Here is a 16441-nt window from a genome sequence, read left to right as displayed (position 1 = left end):
GCGCAGTGGTGCCATTCCTTGGTGCCGGCCATGTGGTATGCCTTATTCATAAAGGCCATGCTGCCCTCAGCGGCCGTGGCGTCCGAATCACATGCCCCGGAGTGCCCGGCCAAACACGCTACGCCGCGCTGGCAGCGCTTAGTGCGCGATCTAGTTTGCGATAGCCGATGGCTTCGGTGAGATGCCGCGTGGCGATGTCCGCGCTGTCGTCGAGATCGGCGATGGTGCGTGCCACGCGCAGGATGCGATGCATCGAGCGTGCAGACAGCTGCAGGTGTTCGATGGCACGCTCTAACAACAACTGATCGTCGTGCTGCAGACGGCAATGGCGATCGGTGTCGGGCTGATCCAGTTGCGCATTGGGCAGCGCTCCGCGCGCAAGTTGTTGCTGCCGCGCGGCGACCACGCGTCCACGCACGCTGGCGCTGTCCTCGCCGAGGTTGCCGCTACGCAGTGCTTGCGGTGGTAGGCGTGGCACTTCGACATGCAGATCGATGCGGTCCAGCAACGGGCCGGAGATACGGCTGCGGTAGCGGCGGATGCTGTCGCTGCTGCAGCGGCAGCGCCCACTGCCATCGCCCGCCCAGCCGCAGGGGCACGGGTTCATGGCTGCGACCAGTTGGAAGCGTGCCGGGAAATCCACGCTGCGCGCCGCCCGTGAGATCGTGACCAGACCAGATTCCAAGGGTTCGCGTAGCACTTCGAGAGTTTGCCGTTGCCACTCGGGCAATTCGTCCAGGAACAGTACGCCGTTGTGGGCCAGCGAGATCTCGCCAGGGCGCGGATGCGTGCCACCGCCCACCAGCGCAACTGCGCTGGCAGTGTGGTGCGGAGCCCGGTAAGGCCGTTGCCGCCAGCGGGCCAGATCCAGGCCACGGCCGCTGATCGAGGTAATGGCGGCGGTTTCCAGCGCTTCGGCTTCGCTGGCTTCTGGCAACAGACCGGGCAGGCGCGAGGCCAGCAGGGTCTTGCCGCAGCCGGGGCTGCCGACCAGAAGGAGATGATGTCCACCGGCGGCGGCGATCTCCAGCGCGCGGCGGGCGTGCGGTTGCCCGCGCACATCGGCCATGTCGGGCAGGGCGCGTGCGCCGAGCACCTGCATGGCCAGCTGGGCGGCAGGTGCTTTCTGGCTGCCATTGAGCGTGGCGCAGACTTCCAGCAGGGTGCGCGCAGTGAAGGCTTCCACGTGCCCGGCAATCGCCGCTTCGGCACCATTGGCCAGTGGCACAATCAGCCGTCGCCCGGCCTGCGCGGCCGCCAGCGCAGCGGGCAGCACGCCGTCGACACCGCGCAGTTCGCCGGTGAGCGCAAGCTCGCCGAGGAATTCGTAATCGGCCAGGGCCTGGCGGTCGATTTGCCCGCTGGCAGCCAGGATGCCGAGCGCGATCGGCAAATCGAACCGGCCGCCTTCTTTCGGTAAATCGGCCGGTGCCAGGTTGATGGTGATGCGCCGGGCGGGGAATTCGAACTGTGCACACAGCATGGCAGCGCGTACACGCTCGCGCGATTCGCGCACTGCCGCTTCGGGCAGGCCCACGATCTGTGTGGAGGGAAGACCGCCGGAGAGATGCACTTCCACCCGAACCTCAGGCGCATGCACCCCCACGCGGGCACGGCTGTGCACCAGCGCCAGACTCATCGTGGGTGGCCTTGACTCAGGGGGTGGTGGGCGGCGCAGCGGGCGGCGTGCCGGGCGCGCTCGCTTCCATGGCGGCGACGGTCTGCTCAAGCGCGTCGAGTTTTTCGCGGGTGCGCAGCAATACCGCGCGCTGCACGTCGAACTCTTCACGGGTGACCAGGTCCAGCTTGCCCAGCCCTGCCTGCAGCGCGCCCTTGAAGGTGCTCTGCAGTTCTTCGCGCGATTGGCGCAGGCCCGGCGGTACCAGGTCGCTGAGGCGGCGGGCAAGGTCGTCGAGCTGATTGAAATCGATCATGGTGTTCTCCGCAGGTCCGTAGGAAGCCTAGTGCAGGCCGGGACACGCGGGACATCGGCAAGGCAGTCGGCAGAAGGTAAGGATAGTCCCATTCGGCTGTCGTCCGCGCTGACGGCAGCGCGCGGTGGGATGAGTGTTGCCCCCGTCCACGGTATGCTGCGCGGCCGTCATGCCCTGGGACCTGCACCGATGAAAATGATCATGGCCATCGTCAAACCGTTCAAGCTCGACGATGTGCGCGAAGCGCTCGCCGGCTGCGGGGTGGCAGGCATTACGGTGACCGAGGTCAAGGGCTTCGGACGCCAGAAGGGCCACACCGAGCTGTATCGCGGCGCCGAATACGTGGTCGATTTCCTGCCCAAGGTGAAGATCGAAGTGGCGGTGACCGACGACCAGGCCGAGCGCGTGGTCGAGGCGATCGTCGCGGCGGCCGGCACCGGCAAGATCGGCGACGGCAAGGTGTTCGTGTACGACCTGGACACGGTGGTGCGTATCCGCACCGGCGAGCTGGATAGCGATGCGCTGTAGGTCTGCTGCTGAGAGCGGCAAACAAAACCCAGCGAGCATGGTTGGGTGAGTGGGCCGCACGTAGGGAACGCACCGCACGCGTCTGGTACATACCGATGCCGAGTCCCCGGCTGTTCCCGTTTGGGGGTGAGCGCGATCTTTTGTTAGCTGCCCTTGGCCGGGGCATCCGTGCGTTGACAGTGGTGTGGGGATGCAAGCGGTAATGCGTTTTATGTGTGCGTGTTTGCGCCATTGCGCTGACCACGACGTGTGCTGTTGATCGAGGCAAGGATGTTGGCAGCGACGCGCTGACGGCAGCGCTGGCAGCGTGACGTGGCCATGCCGTGCTCCGATTGCACCCTAGTCCACGCTGTTGACGGCTGCGGCTGACGGGCTAACCCACTGCTGGACGCGTGCATGCGCCAAGTTACTGTGCATGTTGGACAATCCTCGCCAATGAAGCTCATACCATTTCAATACCGCAACATCTTGCGGACGGACCCGTTCCGATCAATGCGAGGGCGTGAGCCGGCGCTGGGAAAGGCCCCAAAGAAAGCCGTGCCCGCACGCAGATGCGGCCGCGCTTGTCGCCGCCACGCGACTTGCCTACTCTAGGGCGTAATACCATTCCAATACCGGAGTTCGATATGAAGCGACGCAACAGCAAGCCGGGCGTGCGCCTGCTTTCGGTATTGGTGGCGCTGGGCATGGCCGCCCCGGCGTTAGCGCAGTCGGTGACCGAGCCTGTGGCCCAGCCAGCGATCTATCCGACGCCGGTATCGATCACGCTGGACGGCGCGACCATCGCGCTGGGCCGCTCGGCAGTGCTGGTGGTCGCGCCTGGCGCGGACAAGGCCACCGTCGCGCTGGTGCGCAGCATGCTCAGCAGCGCCGGTGTCAGCAAGATTTCCACCGCCACGCGCTTGCCTGCCACGCTGGACCGCCCGCACATCGTGCTCGGTACCGGCGATGCGGCTGTGGTGCGCGATGCGCTCACGCGTAGCAAGGCCGTGCAGGACACCCACAAGGAGGGCTACACGCTGGCCAGCGTTGCGCTCGATCGCGGCAGCCTGATCACGCTGGCGGGTCACGACGACGATGGCCTATTCCATGCGGCGCAGACGCTGCGGCAGCTGGTCGAGCGGCCGGCTATCCCGACGCTGACGATCCAGGATTACCCAGCCATGCCGATTCGCGGCACGATCGAAGGCTTCTACGGCGCGCCGTGGTCGATGAGCGACCGCAGCAAGCACATCGATTTCCTCGCCCGCACCAAGGCCAACACCTTTATCTACAGCCCGAAGGACGACCCCTACGCGCTTGATCGCTGGCGCGAACCGTATCCGAAGGCGACCTTGAAGGCGCTAGGTCAGTTGGCCGCCACCGCCAAGCGTAATCACGTCGATTTCGTCTATGCGATTTCGCCCGGCCCCACGGTGTGCTTCTCCGATCCGGCCGATGCCAAGGCGCTGCTACGCAAGTTCGATGCGTTCCGCGCGCTGGGCGTGCGCAGTTTCTACGTGGCGCTGGACGATATCGAATACACCAAGTGGAATTGCGAGCGCGACAAGACCACCTTTGGTGAGTCCGGCGCGCAGGCAGCCGGTATCGCGCAGTCGCATCTGCTCAATCTGGTGCAGGCCGATCTGGTTGCGCGGCACGATGCAACGTCGGAATTGATCATGGTGCCGACCGAGTACTACGACGCCAAAGAGAGCCCTTACAAGGAAGCGTTGCGCAAGCATCTGGACCCGAAGATCGTGGTGCAGTGGACCGGTACCGACGTGGTGCCGCCGGCCATTTCCATCCCCGATGCGCGCGCTGCCACCAAGGCATTCGGCCGCAAGACGCTGTTGTGGGACAACTACCCGGTCAACGATTTCGAAACCTCGGCCGGGCGCTTGCTGATGGCGCCGTATGCGCGGCGCGAGGCCGGCCTGTCGGCCGAATTGTCCGGCATTGTCTCCAACCCGATGAATCAGGAAGTGCCCAGCCGCGTCGCTGTGATGGGACTGACCGCGTTCGCCTGGAACGACAAAGACTACGACGCGCAACGCACCTGGCATGCGGCAGCGCGCGATCTGGCCGGCGGCGATGCACGTGTCACGGCGGCATTGCTGACCTTCTTCGATACCCAGCACCTGGCACCAACCTTCGGCAGCCAGCCGTGGCAGGAACAGGCGCCACGTCTGAAGGCGGTGCTTGATCATGTGCGCGAAGCGATCGCACTGGGCGATGCGGCAGCGCGCACGCAGGCCATTACCGAATTGGCGCGCACTGCCGACGAGTTGGCTGCCGCGCCGCAGATCATTCGCGATGGCGTTGCCGACAAGGGCTTTGCCGAGCAATCGCGTCCCTGGCTGACCGCGATGGAAGGCTGGGGCCGCGCGCTGCAGAAGACGGCAGCCGGGCTGGATGCGGGCAATCGCGGCGACACGCAGACACCGGCGTTGTTTGCCGAGGCGGCTGCGCTTGCCGCCGCAGCTGCTTCGGTTCCATCCATTCCCGGCGCCACGCGCTTCGGTGGCCCGGTCAAGATCGCTGACGGCGTGCTCGACCGCTTCATCGCGCAGGCACCGCGCTTGATTGCTTACCGCGTGCCGGCAGTCGCCGAGTCGGCAGCTGCAAAGTGATGGCTTAGCGCAGAAGCACAGCGACGCGCATGGGTGACTGTGCGCGTGGCTGTGCATGCAAACACCGGAGCGCTATTGCCATCTGCATCGCAGCAGGTGGCATGGGATAGAACGCTTATAAGCATGTTCCGCTCTGCAAATGAAACTGACGCAATTAGCGCAGCGGATGGCATGACACAACGTGCTCAGCCACCCTTATGTCAGCAGCGCTGATCACGCAGTGTCTTTCAAACGCCGATACAGCCGCTTCCAACCACTGCGAATCGCGTATACCCAGCGCGGTTCGGCACTGAGTGCGGATTCGTCGGCAGTCGGCGCGATGCTGGCAAGGCGCTGGCGCATTTTCTGGAAGTTGGCCACGTCGCTGCGTTGCAGCTGACGTGCCAGCGTGCCGCGCTGCAGCCAGCGCGGGAATCGCCACGCCGAGGTGAAATCGATCAGCACCGGCACGCCCGCGCTGACCACCACATTGGTGCCATGCAGGTCGTTATGGGTGATGCCTAACGCATGCAGCCGGCGCAACGCCTGCTGCAATTGCTGGAAGACTTCCTGGCCCACGATTGTGCTGGTGCTGAGCGTGTCGCCAGGAATGAATTCCATGCCTAGCGCGAGGCCGCCCAACGTGCCGAGCAGGGCCGGCGCATGCCGCCAGCCCTGCAACTGCCGCAGCATGCTGGCCTCATGGCGCACCATCAGCCGCGCAATGGGCGCCAGCAACGTGCTGCGATAGCGGCCGTAGTCCTTGACCACCGCCAGCTGCCCATCCAGGTGGGTGCGGTAGACGTCGGGCTCAAGCATCCGCGTGCCTTGCTTGAGCAGAACGGGAGTGACGAGGTGCAGGCTGGACACATCCAGCGGCTGGTAATGCATGGCAGTTCTCCGGACCGTGGCGGCGCGGAGATGTCACGCGTTGCACAGGTTCACGATGATCGCAGGGGATCGGTTCGGGGAATTTTAGAACTTTTGAGTACTGAAATTACATCTATTTAATAAATGTAATGTTCTGGAAGTGGAACGGCTTTGCTAATCAAGCGCTTGATGGAATTCTCTTCGATTTTTTACCGCGCGCTGGCGATGGATGCGGGCAACGCCAGCCACAAGTTGCCTTGTCGTACCGCCAGCGCGCTCCCTGGCTCCGGCTCCCGGCCCACAATCAGGCAACCCACGTCGTTTGACAATGCAAGCAACGGTCACATCGCTTCTTGCAGCCGCTGGGACTCCAGGCACTGTGCCGGCTACGGTCAGGGGCTGCATCATCCGTTAGCACGGGCAAGTTCTTCGGGCGACGCCCGGAGCGATGTCGAACAACATCCGGTGATGCCGGGAAAGCCCACGAATTCGACAGCAACTGTGCCACTTCCAGACGCCGTCAGGGTGACCCTGCGTGCGCAAGGATGCGGGAACGATGGAGTACGACTCATTGGGGATGCAATGAAAAGTATCGCAACACTGCTGTTGGCCTGCACGGCGTTCGGCGTCACGGCTCAGGCTTCGGGGCAATCGTTGTCGCGCGGTGGGACAGCTACCGTCAACAGCAAAAGCAGCAGGCCGGCACCGCGCCGGTAGCGCCGTCGTCGCGCCCTGCGCAAGCGGGCGCGACGACGGCTGTTGTCGGTAGTAGCGAAACCGGAACCGGCGAATCCGGTGGTTTCAGCACGGTGACTGAGCCGACATCGGCCGAGGCAGCGCCCGCCGCGCCTGCCTACGTACCGCCGCCGCCGCGCGAAGAAGAGCAACGCCTCAAAAGCGGCGTGTTCCTCGGTGTCCAGAGTGGCAAAGCCAAAGTGTTTGAAAACGGCAAGCAGGACATGCAGGGCTTCAACGTTGGCTACCGCTGGCGCGCAGGTCCGGTCACATTGCTCGGCATCGAAGCCGCAACCGGGAAAGTGGATGGTTCCAAGGATGAGGACGGCTTTGTTGTCGTTCCAAACGTGGATTCCGGCAGCGTCGGTAGAACGGCGCGCTTCAACTTTGGCGATGCACCTGTCTTTGCGCTTGTGCGGCTGGGCTATTGGGGCGGCACGGCGAAAGGTGAGGACGACAACGAACGCGTTTATGGCGCATACGTTGGTGCCGGTCTCGGTGTAGATATCGGCAAGCACGTCAGCTTGAGCGCGCTTTACACCAATTACGTCTACGCTGACGCGTATTACGGCAACTACGAAGACCTCACGATCAACCGTGCGGAAGTGCTGAGCTGCGGAGCCGAAATCCGCTTTTGATGCGGGTCAACGGCAAAGAAAGGCGGGCGGCAGCGCTCGCCCTTCTGCGTCATGCCGCACGCAACAGCTATGCAGTAGACAGCAACTCCATTTGAACCCGGTAGCGCAAACGGTTATCGGCATTGCACAGCCATCCATGCGGGGTGTTGTAGTGTCGCGCTCAACGCAGTGATTCAGCCGTGGGCGAGGGCAGATGGACGCATTGGCGCAGTTTTTGACAGACGAGCATGACCCGGTGGCTGTGGGCAAGATCCTGCCCAAGATCACCGAGTTGCTGACCCGCGACGAGCAGGTCGAGTACATTGCCGTGCAGAAGAAGATGGTGAACCTGTCGCCGGACGCGGTGGTGCTGACCAACCGCCGCTTCATCGTGGTGTACCCGAAATTGCTCGGCATGACGTTCCGCGATTTCCCCTGGCGCGAGGTGCTCGATGTGCACATGAGCGAACAAATGCTCGGGGCGACCATCATGTGCCGCACCACGCAGGGTGCCTACGCGTCCATCGACAGCCTGCCCAAGAAACAGGCGCGGCGCGTGTATGCCTACGCGCAGCAGGTGGAAGAATCTGCCTACGAAAAGCGCCAGCAGTTGGAAATCGACAAGCTGCGTGCGGCAGCTGGTGGCGTGGTGGTGCATGCGCCCAGCGCGCAGGGAGCGTTGCCTTCGGCCCAGCAGATCGCGTTGGCCGCCTCCGATGATCCGGTGCAGGTGCTGAGCAAGCTCAAGCAGTTATTGGATGCCGGTTTGGTCACGCAGGAAGAATTCGACGCCAAGAAAGCCGAGGTGTTGGCACGGCTGTAAGGGCTATACATGCAACAGGCACCCGCCAGCCGGGCGGGAGGATTGCGTCGGAACTTTAGAGCAGCTAACAACACGTAGCGAGCAGTCGTCAGGCAGGTGCGGACGGCGCGCAGGAACCACAGTGGACGAGTGGTAGATGCCACACCGAGCACCGGTCGCGACGCCTGGCGGCGGCGCAGTCGTTTGGTTAGCTGCTCTACAGTGCAAGGACGTACGGGCCGCGCCAAGTGCGCTGCAGAGACGAGCAGGCACTGGACGCGCCAAGCGATGCCGGTAGCGATTCTGGAAGTCCTCAAGTGGCGGCCTATGCTGCTCAGCGCTTTTGGCCGCCGGCATGCGAATCACAATGCCGAACGTGGGTGACCGACCGCGGCGATCGACAACTGTATCCAGCCATCAGACAGGCGCGGCCGAGAGATGGATCAATTGCCACTGCGCATCTGCGCGCCTGCCACCGCTCATACACAAGGGCCGCCCTTGAAGGCGGCCAGTGCGGTGCAGATCTCGGCAGTGCCGAGGTGGTGACGCGTCCGGTAGCGGACCGACGACCACCTCGAGGCAGACTGCTCACTCTATGTGGCTGTGGCTCGCCGCTTACTCGCCCAGCGCCTTGGCCACGAACGGCGGCGCAACCAGCACGCCAGTGTGCAGATGGGCGGTGTAGTACAGCGTCTCGAAGCCCTTGGTCTGCGCAGCATCCTGGCGGAACGCAAAATCCGCGTTGGCCTGCTTGCTGGCCATGGTCACGCTCCACCAGCCGGTGGGGTAGCACGGCTGCGGGAACGGCAGGGTCTTGAATGACTGGAAGCCGGCCTTGCCCATTTCGGTGCGCATTTCGTTGATCAGGTCCAGCAGCGCCAGCGGCGACTCGGACTGCTGCACCAGGATGCCGTCGTCCTTCAATGCCTTGAAGCAGCTGTCGTAGAACGCCTTGTTGAACAGGCCTTCGGCCGGGCCCACCGGGTCGGTGGAATCGACGATCACGATATCCACGCTGCCGGCCGGGCAATTGGCCATATAGGCCACGCCGTCGTCGAACAGCAGTTCGGCGCGCGTGTCGTGGTTGGAATCGCACAGCTCGGGGAAATACTTCTCCGACATGCGCGTGACCTGCTCGTCGATATCGCACTGGGTGGCGCTTTCCACGCCCGGGTGCTTGAGCACCTCGCGCAGCGTGCCGCAGTCGCCGCCGCCGATGATCACCACGCGCTTGGGCGCGGCGTGGGTGAACAGCGCCGGGTGGCTGATCATTTCGTGATAGAAGAAATTGTCGCGGCTGGTCAGCATCACCGCGCCGTCGATGAGCATCAGCTTGCCCCAATCGGTGGTCTGGTAGATCTCGATCTTCTGGAACGGGGACTGCACCTCGTCCAGCTTGCCGCTGATGCGGAAGCCGATCGCCGAGCCGGTCGGCTGGAAGTGTTCGATGTACCAGTTGTCGTTGCTGCTCATGCGGACGTCCTAATGCTGGAAGAAGCGGGCGGTTCCTTCTCCCACCGGGAGAAGGTGGCGCAAAGCGCCGGATGAGGGTCGGGCGCAGCCTCATGCAGCCAAACTGCGCAGCGGCTAACCCTTGCTCGGCCCCGCTCCAACAGGAGAGGGGCGTGAAGTCGGCGCGGATTGTAACGGACCCTGCGCATGCCAGGCGTTACACTTCACGCCCTTTTTTATTCCAGCCGAGACAGCGAAATGAGCGATTGGTCCCTCGACCAAGCCCGCAAGACCTATTCGATCCCGCATTGGGCCGACGGGTATTTCGATGTGAATGCTGCCGGACACGTGGTGGTCACCCCAACCGCCGATGGCCCGGCGGTGTCGCTGCCCGAGGTGGTGGATGCCGCGCGTGCTGCAGGCGCCAAGCTGCCGCTGCTCGTGCGCTTCCCGGACATCCTGGGCCAGCGCCTGGGCAAGCTGCAGGCAGCCTTCGCACAGGCGCAATCGGAATGGGATTACGCCGGCGGCTACACCGCGGTGTATCCAATCAAGGTCAACCAGCACCGCGGCGTGGCCGGTACCCTGGCCAGCCATCACGGCGACGGCTTCGGCCTGGAAGCGGGCAGCAAACCGGAGTTGATGGCGGTGCTGGCGCTGTCGCGCCCAGGCGGGCTGATCGTGTGCAACGGCTACAAGGATCGCGAATACATCCGCCTGGCGCTGATCGGTCGCAAGCTCGGCCTGCAGACTTTCATCGTCATCGAAAAGCCGTCCGAGCTGAACTTGGTGTTGGAAGAGGCACGCGCGTTGGACGTCCAGCCGGGCCTGGGCGTGCGCATGCGCCTGGCCTCGCTCGGCGCGGGCAAGTGGCAGAACAGCGGTGGCGACAAGGCCAAGTTCGGCCTTTCGCCGCGCCAGGTGCTGGACCTGTGGAAGACGCTGCGCGACACCGAATACGCCGACAGCCTGAAGTTGCTGCATTTCCATATGGGCTCGCAGATCTCCAATGTGCGCGATATCGCCAACGGCATGCGCGAGGCCACGCGCTATTTCGTGGAGCTTTCGCGCCTGGGCGCCAAGATCAGCCACGTGGACGTCGGTGGCGGCCTGGGCATCGATTACGAAGGCACCCGCTCGCGCAGCTATTGCTCGATCAACTACGGCCTGCATTCGTACGCCAGCAACATCGTGCAGCCGCTGGCTAGCGCCTGCGAAGAACATGGCCTGCCGCCACCGCGCATCGTCACCGAATGCGGGCGCGCGATGACGGCGCACCACGCGGTGCTGATCGCCAACGTCTCCGAAGTGGAGCAGGCGCCCGAAGGCCGCGTGCCGGACGCGCATGCCGACGAACCGGCAGCGATTCGCCACCTGCGCGAGATTCATGACGAGCTCGACGTGCGCCCGGCAGTGGAACTGTTTCAGGAAGCCCAGCACTTCCATGCCGAGGGCTTGAGTGCGTATGCGCTGGGCCAGATCGACCTGACCCACCGTGCGCGCATCGACGATCTGTTCTATGCCATCGCACACGGCGTGCGTGCGCGCCTGAGCTTCGACGAGAAGAGCCATCGGCCGGTGCTGGATGAGCTCAACGAGCGGCTGGTGGACAAGTACTTCGTCAACTTCAGCGTGTTCGAATCGATCCCGGATGTGTGGGCGATCGATCAGGTGTTCCCGATCGTGCCGATTGAACGCTTGAACGAAGCGCCGCAGCGGCGCGGCATCATCGCCGACATGACCTGCGATTCCGACGGTATGGTCAAGACCTATGTCGAGAACGAAAGTCTGGACAGCTCGTTGCCGCTGCACAGTTTGAATGCGGGTGAGAGCTATCGCATCGGCTTTTTCCTGGTGGGTGCTTACCAGGAAATTCTGGGCGATATCCATAACCTATTCGGCGATACCGATGCAGTGGAGGTTGTGGTGAATGGCGATGGCTATCGTATCGCGCAGCAGCGTCGCGGCGACACCACCGACGTGATGTTGGATTACGTGGGCTATCACCTGGACACGCTGCGTGCCACCTATGCCGAGCGCATCGCTGCCGCGCAATTGTCGCCCGAGCGCGCGCAGGAACTCAGCGCTGCGCTGGAAGCCGGCCTGACCGGTTACACCTATTTGTCCGACGAACCGTTGGGCTGATCCCGGCAAGCGCTGCGGCCTGTGCCGCAGCGCTTGCTGTGCAGTGCGTGGCACATCTGCCGCGCCACGTCGCAAATTCCGCTTAAAAGCAGACCATGCGCATCAGCGGCATGGCTGCTGTAGGTCTGCAGGGCTCCATCGCGTGGCCCGCCGTTTTTGCGTTCGCTCCGTCTTGCGCCTCGTGCGACGCGCGTCCTCATATCGAGGAATGCGCCCGACTTTAGCCTTGCGCCACGCCTTGCGATCGGCTCGGCCGTACGCTCCCTCGTGCGTTGTGCTGCACGACAATGACAGTCAGGTGACCATCGCGTGATCGTACCCACGGATTGAAGCGCACGCCGTAAAAACACATTCCTCTCCTAAAGTGATGTTTAAAATAACGTGATTCCAGCAACGTTGATTTGGAGATGGTCTTATTCAACGCGGCACCGGATATACCGTGGTGCGCGTTTATTTGCATGGAAAACAGTGTTTGTCGTCGAGCATGCCGCGTGCGTGGCTTGGCACTGGCGTGCGCTGGATGCGGCGCCGGACTTGAGCCGATGTATGCATCAGGAACACTAGTTGAAATCACACTTCGGTAAAAAAATTAAGGTATTAGGTGATTTCCGTGATTTTTGCACGGTTTCACGCCTGCGCGAGTTGTTAGTGTTCGCTTAGCCCGTAGGCATACAAGTGATTCAACTAGGTCACCTGCACATCGTTGTTTTTGTTGTGCAAGTCGTTTTGCTATGCGTCTTCATCGTGCCTTTCCACCGCGTATTGCCGGCAACTGTCGGCAGTCGGCAGTTTTTCTATCCCTCGTTTTCTCAGGCCAGGTACTGATTCGGCGTCCATCGACCGTATCACGGTTGAGAGGTGTCGACGGACTGCGCGCCACACCAGAAGGATGCACGCAATGTACGCTGACGCCTCTCCCGTTTTTCCCTTGACCAAAGCGCAACGTGGCCTTTGGGTGGCCAACAAGTTGCACACCGACAACACCTTGATGTTGGCCGAAGTGTTGGAAATGTTCGGCCCACTGAACCCTCAGGTGCTGATCCGCGCCAGCATGCAGCTGACGCAGGAGTTCGACACGTTGCGACTGTGCATCGTCGAGCACGAGGGCGTGCCTTCGCAGGTGGTCTTGCCCGAGTACAACGGCACGATTCCGTATTTCGACGTCAGCTCGGACCCTGCTCCACGCAACGCCGCCGAACATTGGATCGACGAAGAAATTCGCAAGCCGGAAGATCTGCAGAACGGGCCGCTCTGGCACTGCGCGGTGTTCCGTCTTGGTGAAGATCATCATATCTGGATGCAATGCGTGAGCCATCTGGTGATGGACGGCTATTGCGCGTCGGTCATGATGCAGCGCATGGCTGTGCTCTATAACGCCTACGTGGCCGACGTGGAGCCCGAGCCTGCGCAGTACGGCAGTGCGCTGTCGCTGCTCGAAATGGAACAGCACTATCGCAACTCCGATCGGTTCCAACGCGACCGCGAGTACTGGATGCAGCAGCTGGCCGATCTGCCGCCGCCGGCGACGCTGGCGCGGCCGGGCAATCATCTGTCCACCGGGTTGCTGCGTGGCGCCGGGCAGTTTTCGCCGAAGCAGGTGGTGCGTCTGCGTGCGCTCGGCAAGGAGTACGGCGCCAGTCTGCCGCAGATGTTGATTTCGCTGATTGCGGCCTATTACTACCGCTGCACCGGCGCGGAAGATCTGGTGTTGGCAATGCCGGTGACCGGACGCATCAACGCGCGCTATCGGCAGACCGCCGGCCTGGTGGCCAACGTGATTTCGCTGCGGCTGAAAATGGACCCGCAGCAGCCCATCCATACCTTGTTCGCGCAGGTGTCCTCGGTGGTGCGGCATGCGCTGCGCCATCAGCAATATCGCTTCGAGGACGTGCGCCGCGATCTGGGCATGTTCGGGATGGAGCAGAAGTTCGCGCGCCTGGCGGTGAACATCGAGGCCTTCGACTACACCTTGCGCTTCGGCGAGGCGTACGCGGTGCCGCATAACCTTTCCAATGGCCCGGCCGACGACCTCACCATCTTCTGCTACGAACGCGGCGATGGCGCTGCCCTGCGTTTCGATCTGGATGCCAACCCGGCGTTGTACGACAGCGAGGAGCTGGCCGAACACTGCCGTCGTCTGACCCATCTGGCCGATGCAGTGCTGGCCGATCCGGAATGCGCGCTGGGCCAGGTCGATATACTCGGCGATAGCGAACGCCGGCGTTTGCTGCACACCTGGAACAACACTGCAGCGCCGTTGCCGGAACCGGCCACGCTGTTGCACGGCATGCTGCAACGCGCCGAGTTGATGCCTGCAGCGGTGGTGGCGCAGTACGACAACCGCACGCTCGATTACGCCACGACCGTATCGACTGATCGGCTGGTCGTTGGGTGGTCTGATTGCACATGCCATCACTGCCGAGCTGCACGCACTCGGCGAAGAGGTCCAGTTGTTGGCGATGCTGGACAGCTATCCGCATCTGGAACAGGCCGCCTCGCTGCCGGTGGCCGACAAGGTGCGCGTCTCGGTGCAGGCACTGGGGCTGACCCTGGCGCCGGATGAACCGATGCCGACCACGGTCGCCGAGCTTGCCAGGCTGTTGTGCGATCACTACGGGCTGAACGACTTGCCTGCGGTGCGCCAGTTGCTGGAGCAACGTCCCACCTTGCTGGACGATCTTGGCGGGCTCACCCAGCATCACCTGCACCTGGCGCGGCGTCATCGGCCCAAGCAGCTGGACCAGGATGTGGTGTTTGTCGAAGCGAGCGTGCGCATGAGCTCTGGCGGCGACGACGATGCACTGTGGGTGGATTACCGTCCCCAGGCGTGGCAGCCGTACGTGCGCAACTTGCAGCTGCACGTTCTAGACAGCGACCACCATTCGATGCTCTCGTCGAGGCATTCGGCCACACTCAGCACATTGCTGCACGCCGCCACTTCAGAGGCTGCGCGGGCTGTACAGGCGGTAGAGCATGCCGGCCATCGTGCCGTCGCCAGCGACGGAGAGACCGAATATGCCCGAGTCCAGAGCCGATTCGGCACGCCAACGCCCGGTGGTCATTGCCACCCTTGGCACGCATGGGGACGTGCGCCCGATCATTGCGCTGGCCCTTGGCCTGCAGCGGCGCGGTTACCCGGTGCGGGTGCTGACCAGTTCCAACTTCGAGACGTTCATCCGTGCCAACGGCCTAGAATTCTTCCCGCTCAGCGGCGATCTTCAGCAGCTGTTGAAAGACCATCCGGACGTCGCCGAAATGCGCGGTGCCCCCGGCATCTTGCGCAAGAAGTTGCTGGAGTGGGCGCGCGATTGGCCCGCACAAAGCAGCGCGGCGTGTGCCGATGCCGGCTTGATCCTGGGCGTGGGCAGTGCCAGCCTCCTCGTCCATAGTCTGGGCGAGGCGTATGGCGTGCCGGTGGCGTTTGCGCAGTTGCAGCCGCTCACCGAGTCGCGCCATCTGCCGCTGATGCTGTTGCCCAACCTGCGTCTGCCTGGAAGGGTCAGCGTGGCATTGCATCGCACGATGCGCTTTATCTGCTGGCAGCTGATGCGGCCGGCCGTCAACGGCATCGTGCGTCCGGCATTGGGGCTGCCGGGGTATCCGTGGAGCGGCCCGGATCGCAGCGCGCTACGCGTGATCTACGGCTATAGCGCGCATGTGTGCCCGCGTCCGCCAGACTGGCCGGAAAGCGCACAGGTGTGCGGCTTCTGGCAGCTGCCCCGGTCGCAATGGCAACCGCCGGCCGCGCTGCAGGCGTTTTTGCAGGCCGGGCCACCGCCGCTGTATGTTGGCTTCGGCAGCATGACCAGCAGCGCCGTCGCGCAGCTCACTGCCACGGTCAAGGCAGCCGTGCGGTTGACCGGGCAGCGTGCGTTGCTGGCCAGTGGCTGGGGCGGTCTGGGGGCTGGGGACGCCGCTGCCGCCGATGACGCCGAGCGCTTTTTCCATCTGGAACAGGCACCGCACGATTGGCTGTTCCCGCGCGTGTCGGTGGCCGTGCATCACGGTGGCGCCGGCACCAGCGGTGCCGCGTTGGCGGCGGGGATTCCTTCGGTGGTGCTCCCGTTTGGCTACGACCAGTCGTTTTGGGCGTATTGCCTGGCCCAGCGCGGCGTTGCGCCGCCATGGCTCGCACGTGCCGGGTTGCAGCCAGAAACCCTGGCCGCTGCCATCCAGCAGGCGAGTAAGCCGGCCATGCGTGCAGCTGCGCAGGCGCTCGGTCAACGGATTCGCGCGGAACACGGCGTGCGCAATGCGGTCGATCAGCTGGAAGCCTGGCAACTGCTGAAACCGACGGAGGTGACGCCCGCAGCAGCGGCACGGCCCGCGCAGCACGCCATCGCATAAGTGCGATGACGCTGCGCATCCGCCGCAGCGTTCGATAGGCGCACTGCAGCGTGGTGTGCGGCAGTGCGTCGTTGGCAGCGACGCACTGCGCGCTGCCGGCATGCGGCACAATCGGGCTCCCTCGGTTTATCTCGCCCGCATGCGCTATCCCGCTCTGGATCTGTTGCGTGGCATCGCCATCGTCTGGGTGATGCTGTTTCATTCGTTTGTCGTCGGCGGGCTGGGGCGGTAGCGCTGGTGGCAGGCGCGTTGCTGCATTACGCGGTGGAGCGCCCGTTCCTGCAGCTGCGTGGAGTGCTGCTGCGGCGACATGCTGCCGTGCGCAGCGATGCCGAGCTGGCGTGAGGCGATCTGCGGTTCATCCATCGCACGAGCGGATGTTGAAAGGAAAAGCCGCGCAGTGCGCGGCTTTTCGATGCA

At 63.6% G+C, this 16441-nt stretch carries 9 protein-coding genes, 1 other RNA gene and 5 pseudogenes; 10 read left to right on the top strand and 5 right to left on the bottom strand.

Features of this window, described 5'->3' with window-relative positions:
* Window positions 1-118: 118 nt before the first annotated feature.
* Together NX05_RS00240 and ubiK are read right to left on the bottom strand one after the other, a co-directional pair.
* Window positions 119-1639, bottom strand: a complete 1521-nt coding sequence (locus NX05_RS00240) for a YifB family Mg chelatase-like AAA ATPase (RefSeq protein ID WP_039431563.1) — start codon at window positions 1637-1639, stop codon at window positions 119-121.
* Window positions 1640-1655: 16 nt separating this feature from the next.
* Entirely contained in the window at window positions 1656-1934 is a 279-nt protein-coding gene (gene ubiK, locus NX05_RS00235; RefSeq protein ID WP_010374776.1) for a ubiquinone biosynthesis accessory factor UbiK, read from the bottom strand.
* A 153-nt stretch (window positions 1935-2087) separates the two neighbouring features.
* On the opposite strand from ubiK, the gene NX05_RS00230 reads away from it, so the two are divergent.
* Complete coding sequence (locus NX05_RS00230) at window positions 2088-2462, top strand: P-II family nitrogen regulator (protein WP_276329941.1); 375 nt, start codon at window positions 2088-2090, stop codon at window positions 2460-2462.
* 626 nt (window positions 2463-3088) lie between these two features.
* Window positions 3089-5074: a glycoside hydrolase family 84 protein gene (locus NX05_RS00225; protein WP_039431560.1), complete on the top strand. Its 1986-nt coding sequence runs from the start codon at window positions 3089-3091 to the stop codon at window positions 5072-5074.
* A gap of 213 nt (window positions 5075-5287) precedes the next feature.
* On the opposite strand, the gene NX05_RS00220 is transcribed toward NX05_RS00225, so the two are convergent.
* A complete protein-coding gene (locus NX05_RS00220) occupies window positions 5288-5944 on the bottom strand; it encodes a kinase (protein WP_039431557.1) in 657 nt (218 codons plus the stop codon).
* Between the two features lie 561 nt (window positions 5945-6505).
* Here NX05_RS00220 and NX05_RS00215 point away from each other — a divergent pair.
* Window positions 6506-7296: pseudogene (locus NX05_RS00215) on the top strand (outer membrane beta-barrel protein).
* A gap of 193 nt (window positions 7297-7489) precedes the next feature.
* Entirely contained in the window at window positions 7490-8098 is a 609-nt protein-coding gene (locus tag NX05_RS00210; protein ID WP_039431554.1) for a PH domain-containing protein, read from the top strand.
* Window positions 8099-8160: 62 nt separating this feature from the next.
* Here the strand turns inward: NX05_RS00210 and NX05_RS21305 are convergent.
* Both NX05_RS21305 and speE read right to left on the bottom strand, forming a co-directional pair.
* Window positions 8161-8236: non-coding RNA, sX9 sRNA (locus tag NX05_RS21305), on the bottom strand.
* 456 nt (window positions 8237-8692) lie between these two features.
* Complete coding sequence (gene speE, locus NX05_RS00205) at window positions 8693-9550, bottom strand: polyamine aminopropyltransferase (RefSeq protein WP_039431552.1); 858 nt, start codon at window positions 9548-9550, stop codon at window positions 8693-8695.
* Between the two features lie 237 nt (window positions 9551-9787).
* Between speE and speA the strand changes: the two genes are divergently transcribed.
* From speA to NX05_RS24590, 6 genes and pseudogenes are all read left to right on the top strand, one after another.
* Window positions 9788-11674, top strand: coding sequence for an arginine decarboxylase (speA, locus tag NX05_RS00200; RefSeq protein WP_010379314.1), 1887 nt, complete (start codon window positions 9788-9790; stop codon window positions 11672-11674).
* Window positions 11675-12572: 898 nt separating this feature from the next.
* Window positions 12573-14069: pseudogene (locus NX05_RS00195) on the top strand (condensation domain-containing protein); the annotation flags it as partial.
* Window positions 14062-14538, top strand: a pseudogene (locus NX05_RS25315) (non-ribosomal peptide synthetase); the annotation flags it as partial. The pseudogenes NX05_RS00195 and NX05_RS25315, both read left to right, overlap by 8 nt.
* A 151-nt stretch (window positions 14539-14689) precedes the next feature.
* Window positions 14690-16021, top strand: a complete 1332-nt coding sequence (locus tag NX05_RS00190) for a glycosyltransferase (protein ID WP_039431549.1) — start codon at window positions 14690-14692, stop codon at window positions 16019-16021.
* 100 nt (window positions 16022-16121) lie between these two features.
* Window positions 16122-16247: pseudogene (locus NX05_RS00185) on the top strand (acyltransferase family protein); the annotation flags it as partial.
* Window positions 16244-16366, top strand: a pseudogene (locus NX05_RS24590) (acyltransferase family protein); the annotation flags it as partial. The pseudogenes NX05_RS00185 and NX05_RS24590, both read left to right, overlap by 4 nt.
* Window positions 16367-16441 lie beyond the last annotated feature (75 nt).

The sequence above is a fragment of the Xanthomonas vasicola genome (assembly GCF_000772705.2).
GTDB classification, from domain to species: domain Bacteria; phylum Pseudomonadota; class Gammaproteobacteria; order Xanthomonadales; family Xanthomonadaceae; genus Xanthomonas; species Xanthomonas vasicola.
Note: the sequence above shows the minus strand (reverse complement) of the source record. Positions and strands in the feature narration are given on the sequence as shown.